Source organism: Micromonospora sp. NPDC047730 (genome assembly GCF_043204765.1).
Taxonomy (GTDB): domain Bacteria; phylum Actinomycetota; class Actinomycetes; order Mycobacteriales; family Micromonosporaceae; genus Micromonospora.
The window spans coordinates 66692-82952 of record NZ_JBIDCU010000002.1; the positions used below are offsets into that span (position 1 = coordinate 66692).

The 16261-nt window shown below is 69.8% G+C and carries 12 protein-coding genes, 2 tRNA genes and 2 pseudogenes; 6 read left to right on the forward strand and 10 right to left on the reverse strand.

Going from position 1 to position 16261, the window contains the following annotated elements; translation table 11 throughout:
* Nucleotides 1-29: 29 nt before the first annotated feature.
* Nucleotides 30-686 carry a tyrosine-type recombinase/integrase gene (locus ACGF5G_RS05735; RefSeq protein ID WP_393259335.1) on the forward strand — a complete coding sequence of 219 codons (657 nt, stop codon included), beginning with the start codon at nt 30-32 and terminating at the stop codon, nt 684-686.
* Nucleotides 687-1017: 331 nt separating this feature from the next.
* On the opposite strand, the gene ACGF5G_RS05740 is transcribed toward ACGF5G_RS05735, so the two are convergent.
* The 6 genes and pseudogenes from ACGF5G_RS05740 to ACGF5G_RS05765 form a co-directional block, all read right to left on the reverse strand.
* Nucleotides 1018-2163 carry a DUF4238 domain-containing protein gene (locus ACGF5G_RS05740; protein ID WP_393259337.1) on the reverse strand — a complete coding sequence of 382 codons (1146 nt, stop codon included), beginning with the start codon at nt 2161-2163 and terminating at the stop codon, nt 1018-1020.
* A 185-nt stretch (nt 2164-2348) separates the two neighbouring features.
* Nucleotides 2349-3518, reverse strand: a complete 1170-nt coding sequence (locus ACGF5G_RS05745; protein ID WP_393259339.1) for a hypothetical protein — start codon at nt 3516-3518, stop codon at nt 2349-2351.
* Between the two features lie 523 nt (nt 3519-4041).
* Nucleotides 4042-4374, reverse strand: a pseudogene (locus tag ACGF5G_RS05750) (ATP-binding cassette domain-containing protein); the annotation flags it as partial.
* A complete protein-coding gene (locus tag ACGF5G_RS05755) occupies nt 4371-5078 on the reverse strand; it encodes an anti-sigma factor (protein ID WP_393259340.1) in 708 nt (235 codons plus the stop codon). The gene ACGF5G_RS05755 and the pseudogene ACGF5G_RS05750, both read right to left, overlap by 4 nt.
* Before the next feature lie 102 nt (nt 5079-5180).
* A complete protein-coding gene (locus ACGF5G_RS05760; RefSeq protein ID WP_393259341.1) occupies nt 5181-7505 on the reverse strand; it encodes an ice-binding family protein in 2325 nt (774 codons plus the stop codon).
* Between the two features lie 386 nt (nt 7506-7891).
* A pseudogene (locus ACGF5G_RS05765) lies at nt 7892-8176 on the reverse strand (transposase); the annotation flags it as partial.
* Between the two features lie 186 nt (nt 8177-8362).
* On the opposite strand from ACGF5G_RS05765, the gene ACGF5G_RS05770 reads away from it, so the two are divergent.
* The 3 genes from ACGF5G_RS05770 to ACGF5G_RS05780 all read left to right on the forward strand — a co-directional run bounded on the left by ACGF5G_RS05770 (nt 8363) and on the right by ACGF5G_RS05780 (nt 10486).
* Nucleotides 8363-9205 carry an IS5 family transposase gene (locus tag ACGF5G_RS05770; protein ID WP_393259342.1) on the forward strand — a complete coding sequence of 281 codons (843 nt, stop codon included), beginning with the start codon at nt 8363-8365 and terminating at the stop codon, nt 9203-9205.
* The gene (locus tag ACGF5G_RS05775; RefSeq protein WP_393259343.1) at nt 9202-9555 is read left to right on the forward strand and encodes a hypothetical protein; all 354 of its coding nucleotides are present in this window, start codon (nt 9202-9204) and stop codon (nt 9553-9555) included. Before ACGF5G_RS05770 ends, ACGF5G_RS05775 begins: the two co-directional genes overlap by 4 nt.
* A gap of 274 nt (nt 9556-9829) precedes the next feature.
* Entirely contained in the window at nt 9830-10486 is a 657-nt protein-coding gene (locus tag ACGF5G_RS05780; protein ID WP_393259335.1) for a tyrosine-type recombinase/integrase, read from the forward strand.
* Here the strand turns inward: ACGF5G_RS05780 and ACGF5G_RS05785 are convergent.
* Together ACGF5G_RS05785 and ACGF5G_RS05790 are read right to left on the reverse strand one after the other, a co-directional pair.
* Nucleotides 10452-10524: transfer RNA gene (locus ACGF5G_RS05785), tRNA-Arg, on the reverse strand. The genes ACGF5G_RS05780 and ACGF5G_RS05785 overlap by 35 nt on opposite strands.
* 36 nt (nt 10525-10560) lie before the next feature.
* Nucleotides 10561-10651 (reverse strand) — tRNA-Ser (locus tag ACGF5G_RS05790).
* A 170-nt stretch (nt 10652-10821) separates the two neighbouring features.
* On the opposite strand from ACGF5G_RS05790, the gene ACGF5G_RS05795 reads away from it, so the two are divergent.
* Nucleotides 10822-12330 carry a hypothetical protein gene (locus ACGF5G_RS05795; protein ID WP_393259344.1) on the forward strand — a complete coding sequence of 503 codons (1509 nt, stop codon included), beginning with the start codon at nt 10822-10824 and terminating at the stop codon, nt 12328-12330.
* Here ACGF5G_RS05795 and ACGF5G_RS05800 read toward each other — a convergent pair.
* Complete coding sequence (locus tag ACGF5G_RS05800; protein ID WP_393259346.1) at nt 12291-13061, reverse strand: CPBP family intramembrane glutamic endopeptidase; 771 nt, start codon at nt 13059-13061, stop codon at nt 12291-12293. The two genes, ACGF5G_RS05795 and ACGF5G_RS05800, sit on opposite strands and share 40 nt — an antisense overlap.
* A 144-nt stretch (nt 13062-13205) precedes the next feature.
* Here ACGF5G_RS05800 and ACGF5G_RS05805 point away from each other — a divergent pair, with 144 nt between their 5' ends.
* On the forward strand, nt 13206-14324 hold the full coding sequence (locus ACGF5G_RS05805) for a globin domain-containing protein (protein ID WP_393259347.1): 1119 nt from the start codon (nt 13206-13208) through the stop codon (nt 14322-14324).
* Nucleotides 14325-14547: 223 nt separating this feature from the next.
* On the opposite strand, the gene ACGF5G_RS05810 is transcribed toward ACGF5G_RS05805, so the two are convergent.
* Nucleotides 14548-16065: a peptide deformylase gene (locus tag ACGF5G_RS05810; protein WP_393259349.1), complete on the reverse strand. Its 1518-nt coding sequence runs from the start codon at nt 16063-16065 to the stop codon at nt 14548-14550.
* Nucleotides 16066-16261 lie beyond the last annotated feature (196 nt).

Consider the following 16261-nt stretch of genomic DNA (forward strand, 5'->3'; position numbering starts at 1 on the left):
GTCGCGCGATCGCCCTGGACAAGCGCACGGTGCAGGTGCTGCGCGCGCACCGCCGCCGCCAGCTCGACCAGCGCGCCCAAGCCGCCGAGAACGGCACCCCCTGGACCGACACGGGCTACGTGTTCACCCGCGCCGACGGCCAGCCGATCAACCCGAACTACGCCACCACCCGCTTCCGGAAACTCGTCCAACGCGCCGGACTGCCCCCGGTCAGGTTGCACGACCTGCGCCACGGCGCCGCGTCCCTCGCCCACGAAGCCGGCGCCGACCTGAAAACCCTGCAAGACCTGCTCGGGCACTCCAGCATCGTGACCACCGCCGACACCTACACCAGCGTCCTACCCGAGGTGCAACGACGCTGCGCCGACGCCACCGCCCACCTCGTCCTCGCCGCCGCCCGCCGCACTCGCAAAAAGATCAAGAACAAGGCCCGCAAGAACCGGCCGAACCCCCGGCCGAAAACAGGTGCCCCCATCCCGGCCGCTCCCGCGCTCGGGACGAATACGCAGGTCAAGACGCCGAGGCGCGGCGGCAAGCCGGCGCGAACGGCGACACCCACATCGCACCCACGTGACACCCACCGTCGCAAAGGGCCAGATAGCAAGAAGGGCCCGACCCGCTCCATAGCAGGCCAGACCCTTGATGATCTTGTGCGCCCGAAGGGACTCGAACCCCTAACCTTCTGATCCGTAGGCTTAATTCCCGCTAATCGATGGATAAGTGGATCCCGCGCCTCCGGTCGGGTCCGCGCGGGTAGCGGTTCGTCCGCGCCAGTTCCCCGACGTCCGAGCAGCCACCGAGCAGCCACGATCGCCGCAGTTCGTGGTCCGGACACCGGATTCACCGGGCACCGGATTCAGCAGTGGCGCGCACCTGCCACGGTCGGTGGAAGTCCTCCTCGGCTACGGGAAACGTCAAGGTTTCCTCGGCCCGCCGCCGCCAGGGCACGCCTGGAAGCGCCGCTGAGCAGCGTCTTGGCTGCCCCTCCTGAGAACGACTTGAAGATCCTCACCAGCCTCAGCGGCCGCGGCGGCCCAACAGCTCGGGTTGTCGAGGTGCGGGTGGCTGTTGCAGCTCCCGGGCGAAGGTCGTACCACCGTCGCAGGCTTGGACGATGGGCCCGGGTTCGGGAAGTTCCATGTCGGTGAACGTGGGGTGGGCGGGGTGTGCAGCGACCCATTGGTAGGCGTGGGTGAGGAGCCGAGAGTTCACGTCGTTCGCGAGGGCGACGGCGGCTTCACCGTGCAGGGGGCGGTGTGGTGCGACGTGTGTGACGCCGGGCGGGCCGATGACGAGCAAGGCTCGTGGTGTGAGCGGGAGGGCTACCTCGTGCGCTTGGGCCACACCGGGCCGGCTGGGATAAACGTGGACCGTGTCGGCATTGCGCGCGCGGCTTCTGCTGGGCTTACGCGCGTCCTTCTTCCGACGCCGCTGCGCTTTCGCGCAGCTCGGCAGGTGCTGGATGTGGCTGACGTCCCCGCGGGTACGCAGGATCACCGGCTCATCGCAGGTGATGAACAGCGGTTGGTCGATCGTGACGAGCGTCGCCGGGCGGCCGAAGAACGCCTGTGCGACTTTGGGGGCGTTCTTGGTCAGGTATTCGAGGTGCAGGTTCGGGTCCGGAACCACTCGAACCTCGGTGATGCCGCGGATGTCCGGCCGCGACGAGCGGATGAGGTAGTCGCCCATCAGTTCGACCTCGCGACGGTGCCGAGGCGTGCGCAGCAGCTGGAAGCCGATGAAGATGCTCAGGTGCAGTGATTCCTCCGGCGTGAGCGGTCGCGGTGTCCGGAAGGGGTCGAGGATGCGGTCTATGACTGCGGTCGCTCCGTCCTCGATCACGCCGAGGATGCGTTCGAGTCGGCCGTCGGGCTGACCGTTGAGGTTGATGAAGGTGTAGAAGTCGCGGGTGGCGCCGACGTCCTTGATGTTGCGCAGGCTGGCCCATCCCGTGACCCGATCTCGGACACGGATCTGGCCGGACGCGGAGAAGCGTTCGAGATAGCGGCGCGGGACGGTGTGATGCCGGCTCCCGACCATCGGCACCGGCGAGGTCGTATCCCACCAGTGCTGGATCTCGTCGAGGATGCTCGGATCCGAGTCAATCATGTCATCGACCCAGCACCGCCACGGCTCGTCATCCCACCCGTTGTCGCCGGCCATTACGCCCCTCTCACCGCGACCCATTGGCCGCCATCCCAATGGTCCGGCTAGCGTCCGACACTGTCGAACCCGCTCGCCGCCAGCGCGCCTTGGCGCTACTCGCAGTAGCGCCTTCCAGGTGGTATCCGCCTGCCACGGTCTGCGGGGCAGTCTCCACCCGGCCACCAGCACGCGAGGCTGTCAGCTCAGGACGTCGGCCTCGAGCCGGTGACAAACCTGATCTCGTCCAAGCCTCGAGGCTCCGCGCTGCCACGGTCGGTCAGCTCCTGCATGATCAGGGTTCGTAGGACGGCGCGGAGTTGGGCGACGCTCAGACGTGGCTTCTCGCCGGTGGGGCGGTCCGCGGCCACGGCGGTGGAGAACACGTCACCGGCGAACGAGATTGGCCGCTTTCCCGCGTGCAGGAACTGAGACCGCAGCGCGTACGCGGTCTTGAACGCTGCCTTGACGACCGCCGGGTCGTCGTCGAACACCGCGCCGCGCGGCTGCGGATCAGACCAGGAGCCCTCCCGCGGCCGGGCGCTCATCGCATCCACGCCCCAGGTGTAGGAGCGCACCGGCTCCTGCCAGAAACCGGCCGGCAGCCGCGTCACGGCGTACGTCGCGAAGGTCTCCGCGAGCTTGATGGGCTTGTCCTTCATCAGGCGGGCACGCAGGGCCGCGGCCTGGGCCTCGGTGAAGTCCTGGCGGGCGATGAACTTCTCCCAGCTCGCCGACTCGTCCCAGTCCGCCCACGCCGTCGGGGGACTGCCGAAGTGTTGCGCGAGGCACTCGATACCACCGACCAGCAGCGCATACGCGCCGACAAGATCGCGCGTGGTCAGCAGCGAGGCGCAGTAGTGCATGTGGATCGCCGCGCTGAGGGCCCGCATGTCGTCGTCGGCGAGGCTGGTGAGTCGTGCTACCGCGTCGCGAAACGCCGCATCGACCTGGGTCCAGTCGGGCATGGGCGCACCGAGATGGGTGTCCACCGCCTCGGCCAGCGGCAGCGCGAAGGAATGCTCCTGCCCCTCGACCCTTGCCATGACCTCTGGAACGACCTGGCAGCGACGGTCGGTCACCAAGGTCAGCAGGGCGCCGAACATCGCGTCACGGCCGACCGTGTCGAACTGCTCCGACGGCGAACTCGCACGCATGTAGTGCAGGACCGTCACCGACTGGATGTGCTCACCCGGAACCTCCAGCAAGCCCTGACCGTCCGCAGCGAGCAGCCCGTCTCCGTCCGCGGGCACCATCCCGGGGTGGATCATCCGCTGGAACTCGAAGGTAGGCGGCGTGCCCGGCGCGAGCTCGCGCAGGCCATCGGCCCATTCCTTCAGCCGCGCAGCGCCGGTCGGGTCCTTGTCGTCCAGCACTCCCACGTGTCCCCCCGAGAGGTCAGCTCGCCACGAAGCACCCATCGTCGCGGTGCACAGGTATGGCGGACAAGCCGAATACGCCGCCGTAACCACGTCGCAGCCATGCTATTGCTGTTCGCCTTCACCGGGCGAATGTGGGATCTGGGGTTGGTCGCTATTGGCGGTGTGGAGGGTGGGCGCGTGCCGGGTTCGGTGTCGTCGGAGGGCTTCGCGCATAGTGGAGATGCAGGTGCCTCGGACGGCATCAATCTGGTCGCGGGGGTAGCGGACCTGCAGGTTCATGTCGGCATCGGTGGTGAGCACGGGCTGCTGCCATGCTTGCCGCATCTGCCCGCCGGCTCGGAGAGCCGCAGCCTGACTCCGCACGAGGTCCGGGCGGGCGGTTCCAAAAACGGCACCGGCCTGAATCTCCGGTCGACAATATGTCTCGACGCAAAGTTCCGAGCCACATTGGGAACTAGGAATCATTCGGTGGCACCGGTGAAAGCTATTCTGGTTCAGGTTCCTCATCGAGAAGTGCTCTCACGAGCGTCAACTCCTTCAGCCAGGCGAAGTACTCGACGAACTCCCGGACGGTGAAGCGCGGGTAGAACCCGAACGCCTGCGGCAGGTAACCCAACCGGCGGCGCGCCTGCCGCAACCCCGAGGGATCGCCGATGCGGTGGCCCAGCAGCCGGACCTCACCCCGGTCCGGGCGCAGCACCGTGGCCAGCACCCGCATCAGGGTGGTCTTGCCGGCGCCGTTCGGTCCGAGCAACCCGTGCACGCCCACACCCAGCTCGAGGTCCAGGTCGTCGAAGACGGTCCGCTTGCCGTAGCTGACCCGCAGGCCGTCCACGCTCACCACCGTCATGCCGGTTCCCTCCCCACCCGTTCCCGACGCACATACACCACAGCCGCAGCCACCACGGTGACGCCCAACCACCCCGGGCCACTGGACACCACGACCCCCAAACCGCCGACCGGCGGTGCCAGCACCACCACCGCCCACACCCCCGCCACCACGAGCGCGGCGTACGCGGGCTCGATCAGCGAGCCGAGCGCCAGCGTCAGCACGGTCAACGCGACGCAGGGAAGCAGCCACAACGCCGGCGTACCGATGTCCGTCACCGCGCCGGCCAGGACCGCGACGGGCGCGGGAACCACGAGCACCGCCAGCGTGCGCCACAGAACGATCCGCAGGCCGCCCTGCGGTGTCCCCGCGATCAGGTCGTGCAACGGATCGGTCCGCGGCCCGTACGACAGGGCCGTACCAGCAACGGGCAGCGCCGGCGCGATCAGCAGGAGCAGCCACGGCGGGACACCGTCGGGCTGACCGCCAACCCTGCGGTGAGCACCCCGGTGACGGCCACCGACAGCAACCACGCCGCCCGCGCCGCAGGTCCCGCACCCACCAACACCCTGACCCGCCGCCACCTCCGTTGCCCGCCGCACCCGCCCCTGCGCCGGCAGCCGGTTGCCCAGCGTTACCGCCACCGCCTCGACCACCAGGGCCGTTGACGCGTACCGCGCGATGCTGGTCCGGCAGGCCCCACAACGGTCGAGGTGCGCCTCCACCGACCACGCGAGGTTTTCGGCACCCGCACCGCTGCGGATTTCGGTGCTTGTGCGCCGTCCCGCACAAGCACCGAAATCCGCCATTCCATACCGCGTCGCGAGTTAGGCGGTGTCGCGTCTACGTCCGCTCAGCCGTCGATGACTGATCGCGATAAATGCCGTACCGAGGCTGATCACAGTCAGGGCGATGGTGACGTAGGTTGAGTATCGGCTTCCGGTGACGGGCAGAGTGCCTTTGCGGACCGTGATGCTTGCCGAGGTGGAGGAGCCTGGGCCGCTTTGGACCGAGGTGACGGCTTCCGTCGTATTGACCTTTGTTCCGCTGGTGGTGCCGGTGACGTTCACCGAGAAGGTGCAACTCCCGTTGGCCGGCAGGGTGGCGCCAGCCAAGCTGATGCTGCTGCTACCAGCAGTCGCGGTGATCGTGCCGCCGCCACAGGAACCACTCAAACCGTTGGGTGTGGCGACCACCAGTCCCGTAGGAAGGTTGTCGACGAAACTGACGCCGGTCAGCGACGTTTTTGTATTGGGGTTGGTGAGGGTGAAGCCCAGTGACGTCGTCCCGTTGAGGGGGATGGTGGCCTTCCCGAAAGCTTTGGCGATTGTCGGTGGCGCGACGACCGCCGCGCGGACCGTGACGGTTGCCGAGGCGGGGGCGCCCGGGCCGCTTTCGTTCGAGTCCACCGGGCCGCTGGTGTTCACCTTCGTTCCGCTGGTGGTGCCGGTGACGTTCACCGAGAAGGTGCAACTCCCGTTGGCCGACAAGGTCGCACCAGCCAGGCTGATGCTGCCACCACCAGCAGTCGCGGTGATCGTGCCGCCGCCACAGGAACCACTCAAACCGTTAGGCGTGGCGATCACGAGCCCTGCGGGCAGGGTGTCACTGAAACGGACCCCGGTCAACGACGTACGCGCGTTGGGGTTGCTGAGGGTGAAACGCAGTGACGTCGTCCCGTTGAGGGGGATGGTGGCCTTCCCGAAAGTCTTGGCGATTTTCGGCGGTGCGACGACCGCCGCGCCGACTGTGACGGTTGCCGAGGCGGGGGCGCCTGGGCCGCTTTGAACCGAGGTGACGGCAGTCGTCGTATTGACTTTTGTTCCGGTGGTGGTGCCGGTGACGTTGACCGACACTGTGCAGCTCCCGTTGGCCGGCAGGGTGGCGCTGAACAGGCTGATGCTGCTGCTACCGGGAGTCGCCGCGATCGTGCCGGAGGCGCAGTTGGTCTGCGCGGCACTGGGTGTGGCGACCACCAGTCCCGTAGGAAGGTTGTCGACGAAACTGACGCCGGTCAGGGACGTTTCGGTATTGGGGTTGGTGAGGGTGAAACGCAGTGACGTCGTCCCGTTGAGGGGGATGGTCGCATCCCCGAAAGCCTTGGAGATCGTCGGTGGTGTAGCGACGGCGACCGTGATGCTCGCCGCAGCGGGGGTACCCGGGCCGCTTTCGTTCGAGTCCACCGGGCCGGTGGTGTTCACCTTCGTTCCGCTGGTGGTGGCGGTGACGTTTACCGAGAAGGTGCAACTTCCGTTGGCCGGTAGGGTGGCGCCGGCCAGGCTGATGCTGCCACCACCAGCAGTCGCGGTGATCGTGCCGCCGCCGCAGGAACCGCTCAAACCGTTGGGCGTGGCGACGACCAACCCCGCAGGCAACGCATCGCTGAAACCGACCCCGGTCAATGGCGTATTCGCGTTGGGGTTACTGAGGGTGAAACTGAGCGACGTCGTCCCGCCGGCACGGATGGTCGTGGTCCCGAAAGCCTTGGAGATCGTCGGTGGCGCGATGGGTGCGGTGCAGAACGGTCGCGTGATGGTGTTGTGGATCAACGTGACGGCGCCGTTGCGGGCCAGCACCCGTCCAGCAACGGTGGCTCCTTCCCCCAGCGTCGCCGATTGCAACGCCAAGATGCTTCCGGCGAAAACTGTTCTGGTATTCAGGGTCGCCGAGCTGGTGACCTGCCAGAACACGTTGCACGCCTGCGCGCCACGGATCAGCCTGACCCGGCTATCAGTCGCGGTGATGAGGTCGGATCCCACCTGGAAGATGAACACCGCGTTGGGATCATTCTCACCGTCCAGCGTGACAGTGCCCGTCAGAGACATGGTGGCGGGCGACCTGTACACCCCTGCGGCCAGAGTTTGGCCGCCGAGGTCGGCGCTCACCGTAGCGGTTGTCGGTTCCCCTGCGGCAAAGTCGTACGCCGTGGTCAGAGCGGCCTGGGCCTGCATCGCTTCGGTGTCACCGACGTGTTCCTCGCCGGTCACCACCGGGTCGCCGGTGACCGACGTGCCCGGCCAGACACCCAGGTCCCCGTTGATGACCGAAGGGCCGACGGGAGGCGGGACGTCAGTGACCGCCTGGCCAGCCAACACCCCGTAGGACTCGGCAACCCCCAACGGGACCGGGGCCTGGGCCCAGGCCGCCGACATCCCAACGACCCCTACGAAAATCGTCGTAGAGACGACAGCCCCCGCCATCGCCATCGCAGTAGACCGACGGTGTCTACGACACGCGCGAGCCAAACTGATCACCGACACAGATTTCCCCCACCAATCAAGATCCCGCCCCGGCAAGATTCGGAGCGCAAAGGTTGTTAGCTGGCGCAGCGTCAGGTGACGGGCGACCAAAAGACCTGTACGGGAGACTATCGCCGCAAAGCGGACCAATGCCGTGAAATGCCCCAAAAAGGCTATAGTGAGATGATGTCCGGCGTCTCCGTAGGCCAGTTGCACCAGGCACGAGGCGGCCTCATATGTCCCGATCCTCGCCCGGTCCGAGGACCGGCGCAGCGCCAACATGCTCGCCATCGCGAATATGCAGCAACGGTGCGCCCGTGCTCGCGGACCTTCATCGTCAACGCGTCCATCCACACGAACGTGTAATGCCCCGAGTCGAGGGGCCGGTTGCGGAACGCCTCGACCTGGGCGTCCAGATGCGCGGCCATCTCCGAGACCTGCGACTTCGACAGCTGCCGGATCCCGAGCTGCTCGACCAACTTCTCCACCCGGCGCGTGGAGACTCCGAGCAGATACGACGTCGCCACCACCGACACCAGAGCCTGCTCGGCCCGTCGCCGGTGCGTCAGCAACCAGTCCGGGAAGGGGACTGTACAAATAATGGCCCTGTCTCACATTCGGTGGTGACAGAGAGTCGTGAGAGTCGTTGACACTCGCGTGAAGGACGTCAGAGGGTGGTTCGGTAGCCTTTGCCCATTGTGGGTTTGGTTCGGTATGTGAATGCGAGTGATGGTCGTAACCGGTGAGGTCCCGGCCGCGTTGGGTCGATCATGGGCGAGCGAGCGGCGTATCCGAGCGACCTGACCGACGAGCAGTGGGCGGTGGTGGGACCGTTCCTGCAGGCGTGGAAAGACCGGCACCCGTCGGTGTCGGGGCATCAGGGCCGCTACGAGTTGCGGGAGATCGTGAACGCGATCTTCTACCAGAACCGGACCGGTTGTCAGTGGGCGTACCTGCCGCACGACCTGCCACCGAAGTCCGCGACGTACTACTACTTCGCCTTGTGGCGTGATGACGGCACCGACCAGGTGATTCATGATCTGCTGCGCTGCCAGGCGAGGGAGCGGGCCGGCCGGCGGGAGGACCCGACCGCGGTGGTGTTGGACACCCAGTCGATCCGGGCGGCCAACCACGTCCCGGCCGCGACAACCGGTAGGGACGCCGCGAAGAAGGTCCCGGGCCGTAAGCGGGGCCTGGCGGTGGACGCCCTGGGGTTGATCATCGCGGTGGTGGTGACCGCGGCGTCGGTCACGGACAACGCGATCGGCGTGCGACTGCTGGACAACGTCGTGGCCCACACCCCTTCGGTGACCAAGGCATGGGTCGACGCCGGGTTCAAAGACGACGTGCAGATCCATGGCGCGGTGAACGGTATCGACGTCGAGCAGGTCAAACGCACCGACACGGCCGCCGGTTTCGTGCCGATCGCCCGCCGGTGGGTGGTGGAACAGACCAACGGCACGCTGATGCTGCACCGCCGTCTGGTCCGCGAGTACGAGAGCCGACCCGCCTCGGCGGTGTCACGCACCTGGTGGGCGTCAACGGCGAACCTGGTCCGCCGGCTGACCGGCACCGCCACCGCGTCCTGGCGCGACCCAGGCCGCCAGCGGTGACCCAGCCGCCGCTGCTGAACCTGCTCACCGAACGCGAGACCGCAGCCGAGACCGAACTGACCGAACTCGCCATCACCCGCAAGACGCTGCTCAGCCTGATCGGCCACGCCGACCCGACGTCACCCGCTGACGCGACCGTCGCCAGCCCGGCCTACCAGCAGATCCTCGCCGTGTTCCACGGCACCGCACCAAGGCGCGCCAAGGACATCTGCCACACCCTCGGCACCGGCACCACCGCCAAGGACACCGAGAATCTCCGCGCCAAGATCAAACGCCTCGTCGCCCGCCAGATCCTGACCGAACCCGAGGCCGGCCTGTTCACCCTCGCATCGCCATCGCCATCCGCGTAGCACCACGAGCAGGACCTCTACCCCGCGGCCAAACCCACAACGGACATGCCCTACCGAACCAACCTCTCAAGCTGATGCGTGTCGTCACGCGTCGGCAGCTGGATCGGCTCCGCAGTCACAGAAGGAGTCTCGCGCGAGGGCGTGCTAGCGCATCGAAGCACAGCGCCGCGTGTCGCGAATTCTGGACCATTGCGGCCCGCAGCAAGGAACAGCGACATCGGGACGTAGTTAGACCCCCGCAGGCCGTCGCGCGATCGCCCTGGACAAGCGCACGGTGCAGGTGCTGCGCGCGCACCGCCGCCGCCAGCTCGACCAGCGCGCCCAAGCCGCCGAGAACGGCACCCCCTGGACCGACACGGGCTACGTGTTCACCCGCGCCGACGGCCAGCCGATCAACCCGAACTACGCCACCACCCGCTTCCGGAAACTCGTCCAACGCGCCGGACTGCCCCCGGTCAGGTTGCACGACCTGCGCCACGGCGCCGCGTCCCTCGCCCACGAAGCCGGCGCCGACCTGAAAACCCTGCAAGACCTGCTCGGGCACTCCAGCATCGTGACCACCGCCGACACCTACACCAGCGTCCTACCCGAGGTGCAACGACGCTGCGCCGACGCCACCGCCCACCTCGTCCTCGCCGCCGCCCGCCGCACTCGCAAAAAGATCAAGAACAAGGCCCGCAAGAACCGGCCGAACCCCCGGCCGAAAACAGGTGCCCCCATCCCGGCCGCTCCCGCGCTCGGGACGAATACGCAGGTCAAGACGCCGAGGCGCGGCGGCAAGCCGGCGCGAACGGCGACACCCACATCGCACCCACGTGACACCCACCGTCGCAAAGGGCCAGATAGCAAGAAGGGCCCGACCCGCTCTATAGCAGGTCAGACCCTTGATGATCTTGTGCGCCCGAAGGGACTCGAACCCCTAACCTTCTGATCCGTAGTCAGATGCTCTATCCATTGAGCTACGGGCGCTTGGTGCTCGGCCAGTCTACACAACCGGCTTTCGCGCGGAGACTCCGGGATTCGAACCCGGGAGGGGCTTTAAGACCCCAACCGCATTAGCAGTGCGGCGCCATAGACCAGACTAGGCGAAGTCTCCCTGGTGGCCCCTGCAGACCACCGCGCCCGAGGATACATGCCCGCAGCGATCGGGAGCAAAGCGACTTCCCCCGTACGACCGACCGCCCGGCAGGCCGGAGCACTCGGGGGCCGCCAGGCGGTCGGTATCCCGGCTGTGCGCGAGCGTGATCGGGACTAGGCTCCATCGATATGCAGGAGCAGCCGCCGCGCGAGCCGACCCGACGAGAGCCTGCTGAGGGGGCGCGGCGGCGCTCCCCGAAGCCGACCTTCACGCCGCCGCCCGCGCCACCGGAGCCGGCACCGCCCGCGCCCTCGCCGGCCCGGCCGGCGGAGGATGCCGAGGAGCGCCCCCGGCGGGTGAAGCCGGCCCCGGCGGTGCTCTTCCAGCCACCTGCGGACGACCCGCCGCTGCCTCGTCAGGCCGATCGTTCGGCCGGTCCGGCGCCCCGCGAGCGCGCCGACCGGGCCGGGGCGGTCGGGCAGAGTGGCGTCCCACACACGAGCGGCGCGGATCCCGTGACCACCGGAGCCACCAGTCTGGGGACACCGACCGACGTCCCTGCCGGGACGGCGGGGACGAACGGCCCGGACGAGGGCACGTCAGCGGGGCCGGTGGCGGCAAAGGCGCCGGGCGAGGGGTCGCTCGCGCCGGCCGCCGCGGAGCGAACGCGCCGCGCCACCCCCGCCAGCAAGCCCCCCGCGAAGAAGGCTGCCGCCGGAACCCCGGTCGAGGAAGCCACCGCAGCGCGGGCCACCGCCCCTGCCCGGAAGGCCGCCGCAGCGCGGGCCACCGCCCCTGCCCGGAAGGCCGCCGCAGGCACCGCCACCCCGGCCGAGAAGACCGGAGCCAAGAAGGCCACCGCCAGGAAGACTCCCGCGAGGAAGACGGCCGCCACGAAGAGCCCGTCGGCCGAGCAGCCGCGAGAGGCCGTCGACCTGCCGCCGGCCGCAGCAGCAGACACGTCCGCCGCCGGCGTGCCGAGCACCACAGCCGACGCCGGGCCGGCGAGCACCCCGTCGGGCCGTACGCCGGAACCGGCCCTGCGGGGGATCACCTCGCGGGTGCTCGGCCATCCCGGGTTCGCTCCGGAGCTGCTGGCCCTGGCCGCCGTCGAGGTGCTCGGCCCGCGTGCCCGTGACTGGGCGCAGGGGCTGCGCGACGCGTACCCCGATGCGGGTGCCGACGGGCTGGCCCGGCTCGCGACCCGACGGTTCGTCCGGCAGGCCGGGACGGGCGGGGCGACGGCCGCGCTGGCGGGGCTGTTCGCGCCGCTGGCCGAGCTGGCTGCGGTGCTGTGGGCCCAGGCCAACCTGGTGCTGCACCTGGCCGCGGCGTACGGCCGGGACCCGGCCCATCCGGACCGGGCGGTGGAGCTGCTGGTGCTGACTCGCGTGCACCCGGACGCCGGGAGCGCGGGGGCGGCACTGGCGGCGGCCCGGGCGGCGGACGGGCCCGGTGAGGCGCCGTGGCCGCGGGCGGCGGAGGCGGCGTGGCGGCTGGCCGCGCCGCTCGCCGCCCAGGCCGGTGGCTGGCTGGCGCTGCGGGCGGCGTCCCGGCTGCTGCCGGGCGCGGCGGTGCTCGCGGCAGCGGCCGGCGACGCGGCGGGGGCCGAGCGGCTCGCCGCCCGCGCGATCAGCGCCTACCGGCGGACAGCGGCTCACAGCCAGTCGAACCACTCCCTGGGCAGCAGGGCGTAGCCGACGAAGGCGAACACGTCGAGCAGGGTGTGCGCGACGACCAGCGGCATGACCCGGCGGGTGCGCAGGTAGAACAGGCTGAACACGACGCCCATCACCACGTTGCCCAGGAAGGCGCCGAAGCCCTGGTAGAGGTGGTACGAGCCGCGCAGCAGGGCGCTCGTCGCGATGACGGCACCGAGCCGCCACTGGAGCTGACGCAGCCGGGTGACCAGGTAGCCGACCACGATCACCTCCTCCAGCACCGAGTTCTGCACAGCGGCCAGGACCAGCACCGGCACCGTCCACCAGAGTTCGGGCAGCGCGGCTGGCACCAGCGTGGCGTTGACGCCGAGCTGGGCCGCCACCCAGAACAGCGCCAGGCCGGGCAGGCCGATCAGCGCGGCCAGGCCGGCGCCCCGGGCCAGGTCCTGGCCGGGCCGCCGGACGTCCAGGCCGAGCGTCCGCGCCGGGTCACCGGGGTCCCGCGCCAGCAGGTGTACGGCGAGCAGCACCGGCAGCAGCGCGAAGAAGATCCCGAGCAGCTGGTACGTGAGGTCCAGCCACGGCCGGGGCGACACCGAGGTGTTGAGCGCGGCGGTCTGCTTCGACAGTGGCCCGTCGGCGGCCAGCTTCGCGATGATCGACACCGTCGCGTAGACGGCGGACTGGCCGAGGGAGAGGCCGAGCACCAGCAGCGTCTCGGTGCCGAGCATCCGGCGGGTCGCCGGGCGGTCCAGCTCAAGTGTCACCGCACCACTGTGCCCGACGACGACGGTCGGCGGCAGCGCCGAACGAACCTCACGAGCCGATCGCACATTCTGTGCGACCGGTCGACACGCTCCGTGGACATTCTATGGGTGCCCGATCCGCCGTCAGGAGAAGGAGCGCGCCCCGTGGACGACTTCGCACGGCTGCTGAAGGAGAGCTGGACCCTGGTCGAGGAGCACCGGGAGCGGCTGGCCGGTCACTTCTACGCCCGGCTCTTCCTCCTCGACCCCGAGCTGCGGAAGCTCTTCCCGGTGCAGATGGCCGGGCAGGGCGACCGGATCCTGGAGGCGATCGTCACCGCCAGCCAGACGGTCGGCGACCCGGAGAGCTTCGACGAGTACCTGCGCTCGCTGGGCCGGGACCACCGGAAGTACCACGTCGAGGCGGCGCACTACGAGACCATGGGCGTCGCGCTGCTGGACGCGCTGCGCAGCACCGCCGGCGACGGCTGGAACCTGGAGTACGACCAGGCGTGGCGGGACGCGTACGCGGCGATCTCGGAGAAGATGCTCGCCGGAGCGGCGGCCGACGACAACCCGCCGTTCTGGCACGCGGAGGTGCTGACCCACGAGCGGTACGGCACGGACACGGCGGTGCTCACCTGCCGGGCGTTGCAGCACCCGCTGCGCTGGAGGGCCGGCCAGTACGTGAGCGTCGAGGTACCCCGTCACCAGCCCCGGGTGTGGCGCACCTACTCGATCGCGAACGCCCCGAACGACGACAACGTGCTGGAGTTCCACGTCCGTACGCCGGCGGGCGCCGGCTGGGTCTCGGGGTCGCTGGTCCGCAGGGTGAAGCCGGGTGACCTGCTCCGGGTGGCGGCGCCGATGGGGTCGATGACGCTGGACCGCTCCTCCGAGCGGGACGTCCTCTGCGTGGCCGGCGGCGTCGGGCTCGCCCCGGTGAAGGCGCTGGTGGAGGAGCTGGCCAGCTACAACCGGACCCGGTGGGTGCACGTCTTCTACGGGGCCCGCACGGAGGCGGACCTGTACGGCCTGGCCGGGCTCCGGGAGTTGGTGGCGGCGCACCCGTGGCTGTCGGTGACCCCGGCGTGCAGCGAGGACCCGGACTTCGACGGCGAGCTGGGCGACATCTCCGACGTGGCCAGCCGGTACGGGCCGTGGACGGCGCACGACTGCTACGTCTCGGGTTCCGCCCGGATGGTCCGGGCCACCCTGCGCGTCCTCGCCGAGGACGACGTCCCGCCGCAGAACACCCGCTACGACACCTTCGGCGACCTCTAGAAGCGTTCCTCCCCCCAACCGGGGCGCGTGCCCCTGCCCCCTGGGGCACGCGCCCCGGTCCCCGACGGGCGGACCGGCACCGCCCCGCCCGACCACGTCCGCCCGGCCGTCCTTCCCACCCGGGCGGACGTGGTCGCGCACCCCGGGCAGCCGACCGGCACGCCACCACGCCACCACCGCAAGAGGGCACGGCGGCGGGAGGGCCACGACGCGCGGATGGGCGTCAGTAGCGCCAGGGGTGGCCGGTCTCGCGGTACTCCTCGACGGGCACCAGCGGCACGCCCGGCGCCATCCGGTCCACGTAGAGCCGCCCCTCCAGGTGGTCGATCTCGTGCGCGACGAGCCGGGCCATGCCGAAGTCGAACGAGGTGATGATCCGGCTGCCGTCGTACTGGGCGTGCTCCACGTCGATCCGCAGCGGCCGGGGCACCAGGCCACGATGGTCGAAGAAGGAGAGGCAGCCCTCGTACTGCTCGTCGGTGTCCGGGGAGGTGTCGACCACCCTGGGGTTGAGCAGCACGACCGGGTCGGCCGACCGGTCGGGGGGTCGGACCACCGCCGCGGCGCGGCCGAGGTCGAGCTGCGGGGCGGCGATGCCCACGCCCTTGCTGAACGGGTGCAGCTCGTCGAGCCGGACCAGGGCCGCGCAGAGGCGGTCGACCACGTCCCGGGCCGCCTGCTCCTCGCGGGGCAGGTCGAACGGACGCGCCGGCTGGCGGAGCAGGTCGGCGCCGCGCTGCACGATGCCGATGCCGCGCATCCGGTCGCTGGGCCGGACCCGCCCGGCCTCCTCCGGCTCGGCGTTGGGCCGGCCGCGGAACCGCCACTGCAACCGGTAGCGCGCGTTGAGCGGCGGATCGTCGGTCGCCCAGTCGAAGATCACCCGGTCGGCGTCGTCGCGGCGGGTCACCGGCGTGCGCAGCGGGCCCTCCTCCGCCGAGAGCGAGGTCTCCGCGCCCCAGACCTGCGGGTCGAGGGCAGCCGGGAGATCCAGGCGTACGGCCATCTGCCTGGTGGGCAGCCGGACGGCCCGCTGGAACCACGGGCCCCACTTGTCGTGCCCGACGCAGTACGCGTACTCGATGGTGGCGCGGTCGCCGGGGTAGAGCGGGAAGCGTCGGTCGGCGTTCTCGAAGAGCAGCCAGATCTCCTTGAAGGCGTCCCGGTCGTGCTTGGCCCGCCAGTGCATCGCCTCCTGCTCGCCCGCGTCCTCCCGGACGGCCCGCAGCCGCAGCTCGGCGAAGGTGAGCGGATGCTCCCGGTGGTGCCGGTTGGAGCGCCCCGGGTCGTTCGGGTAGCGGTCAACGGCGACCCGCACCAGGTAGCGGGTGACCGGCTCGGTGCCGGCGTTGTAGAGCTCCCGCCGGATGACGCAGCGGTACGCGTCGCCGATATGGGTGAGCGTGGCGAGTTCCCGCTCGACGATGAGCCCGGTGCCGGGCGGCATCCACTGCCCGGGGACGGGCGGCTCCCGGAGGGCCCGTTCGGCGCGGGCGTGGCGCAGCTCGTCGTACTCCCGGAAGCGCTGCCAGATCGCGCCGCTGGCCTCCAGCACGGCCTCGGCGCGGCGCGCGAAGTCCTCGGTGGGGCGGTGTCGCCGCCCCTCGACGTGGCTGACGTACGACGGGTCGAACCCCATCAGGGTGGCGAGCTGCTTCTTGGACAGCCCCCGCCCCGTACGGTGCCGGGCGAGCTCGGCCGCGAAGGAGTCGGCAGCCCGATCGAGCGGTGAGGTCGTCATCAGCTTCCTCGTGGCCGGGAGTATCAGTTTCACGTTCTGTGGCCACGCGCACACGAGAAGTGCCGCCTTGCCGACACGAGCCTTGACAAAGCGATGTTTCTCGATACTGCGCACCGGCGTTTCCCGCCCCGACGCCCGGGTAGTACGCCGCACGCGGCGGAGTGATCCGCACCTCCCGATCCGGCGTAGGTGAGGC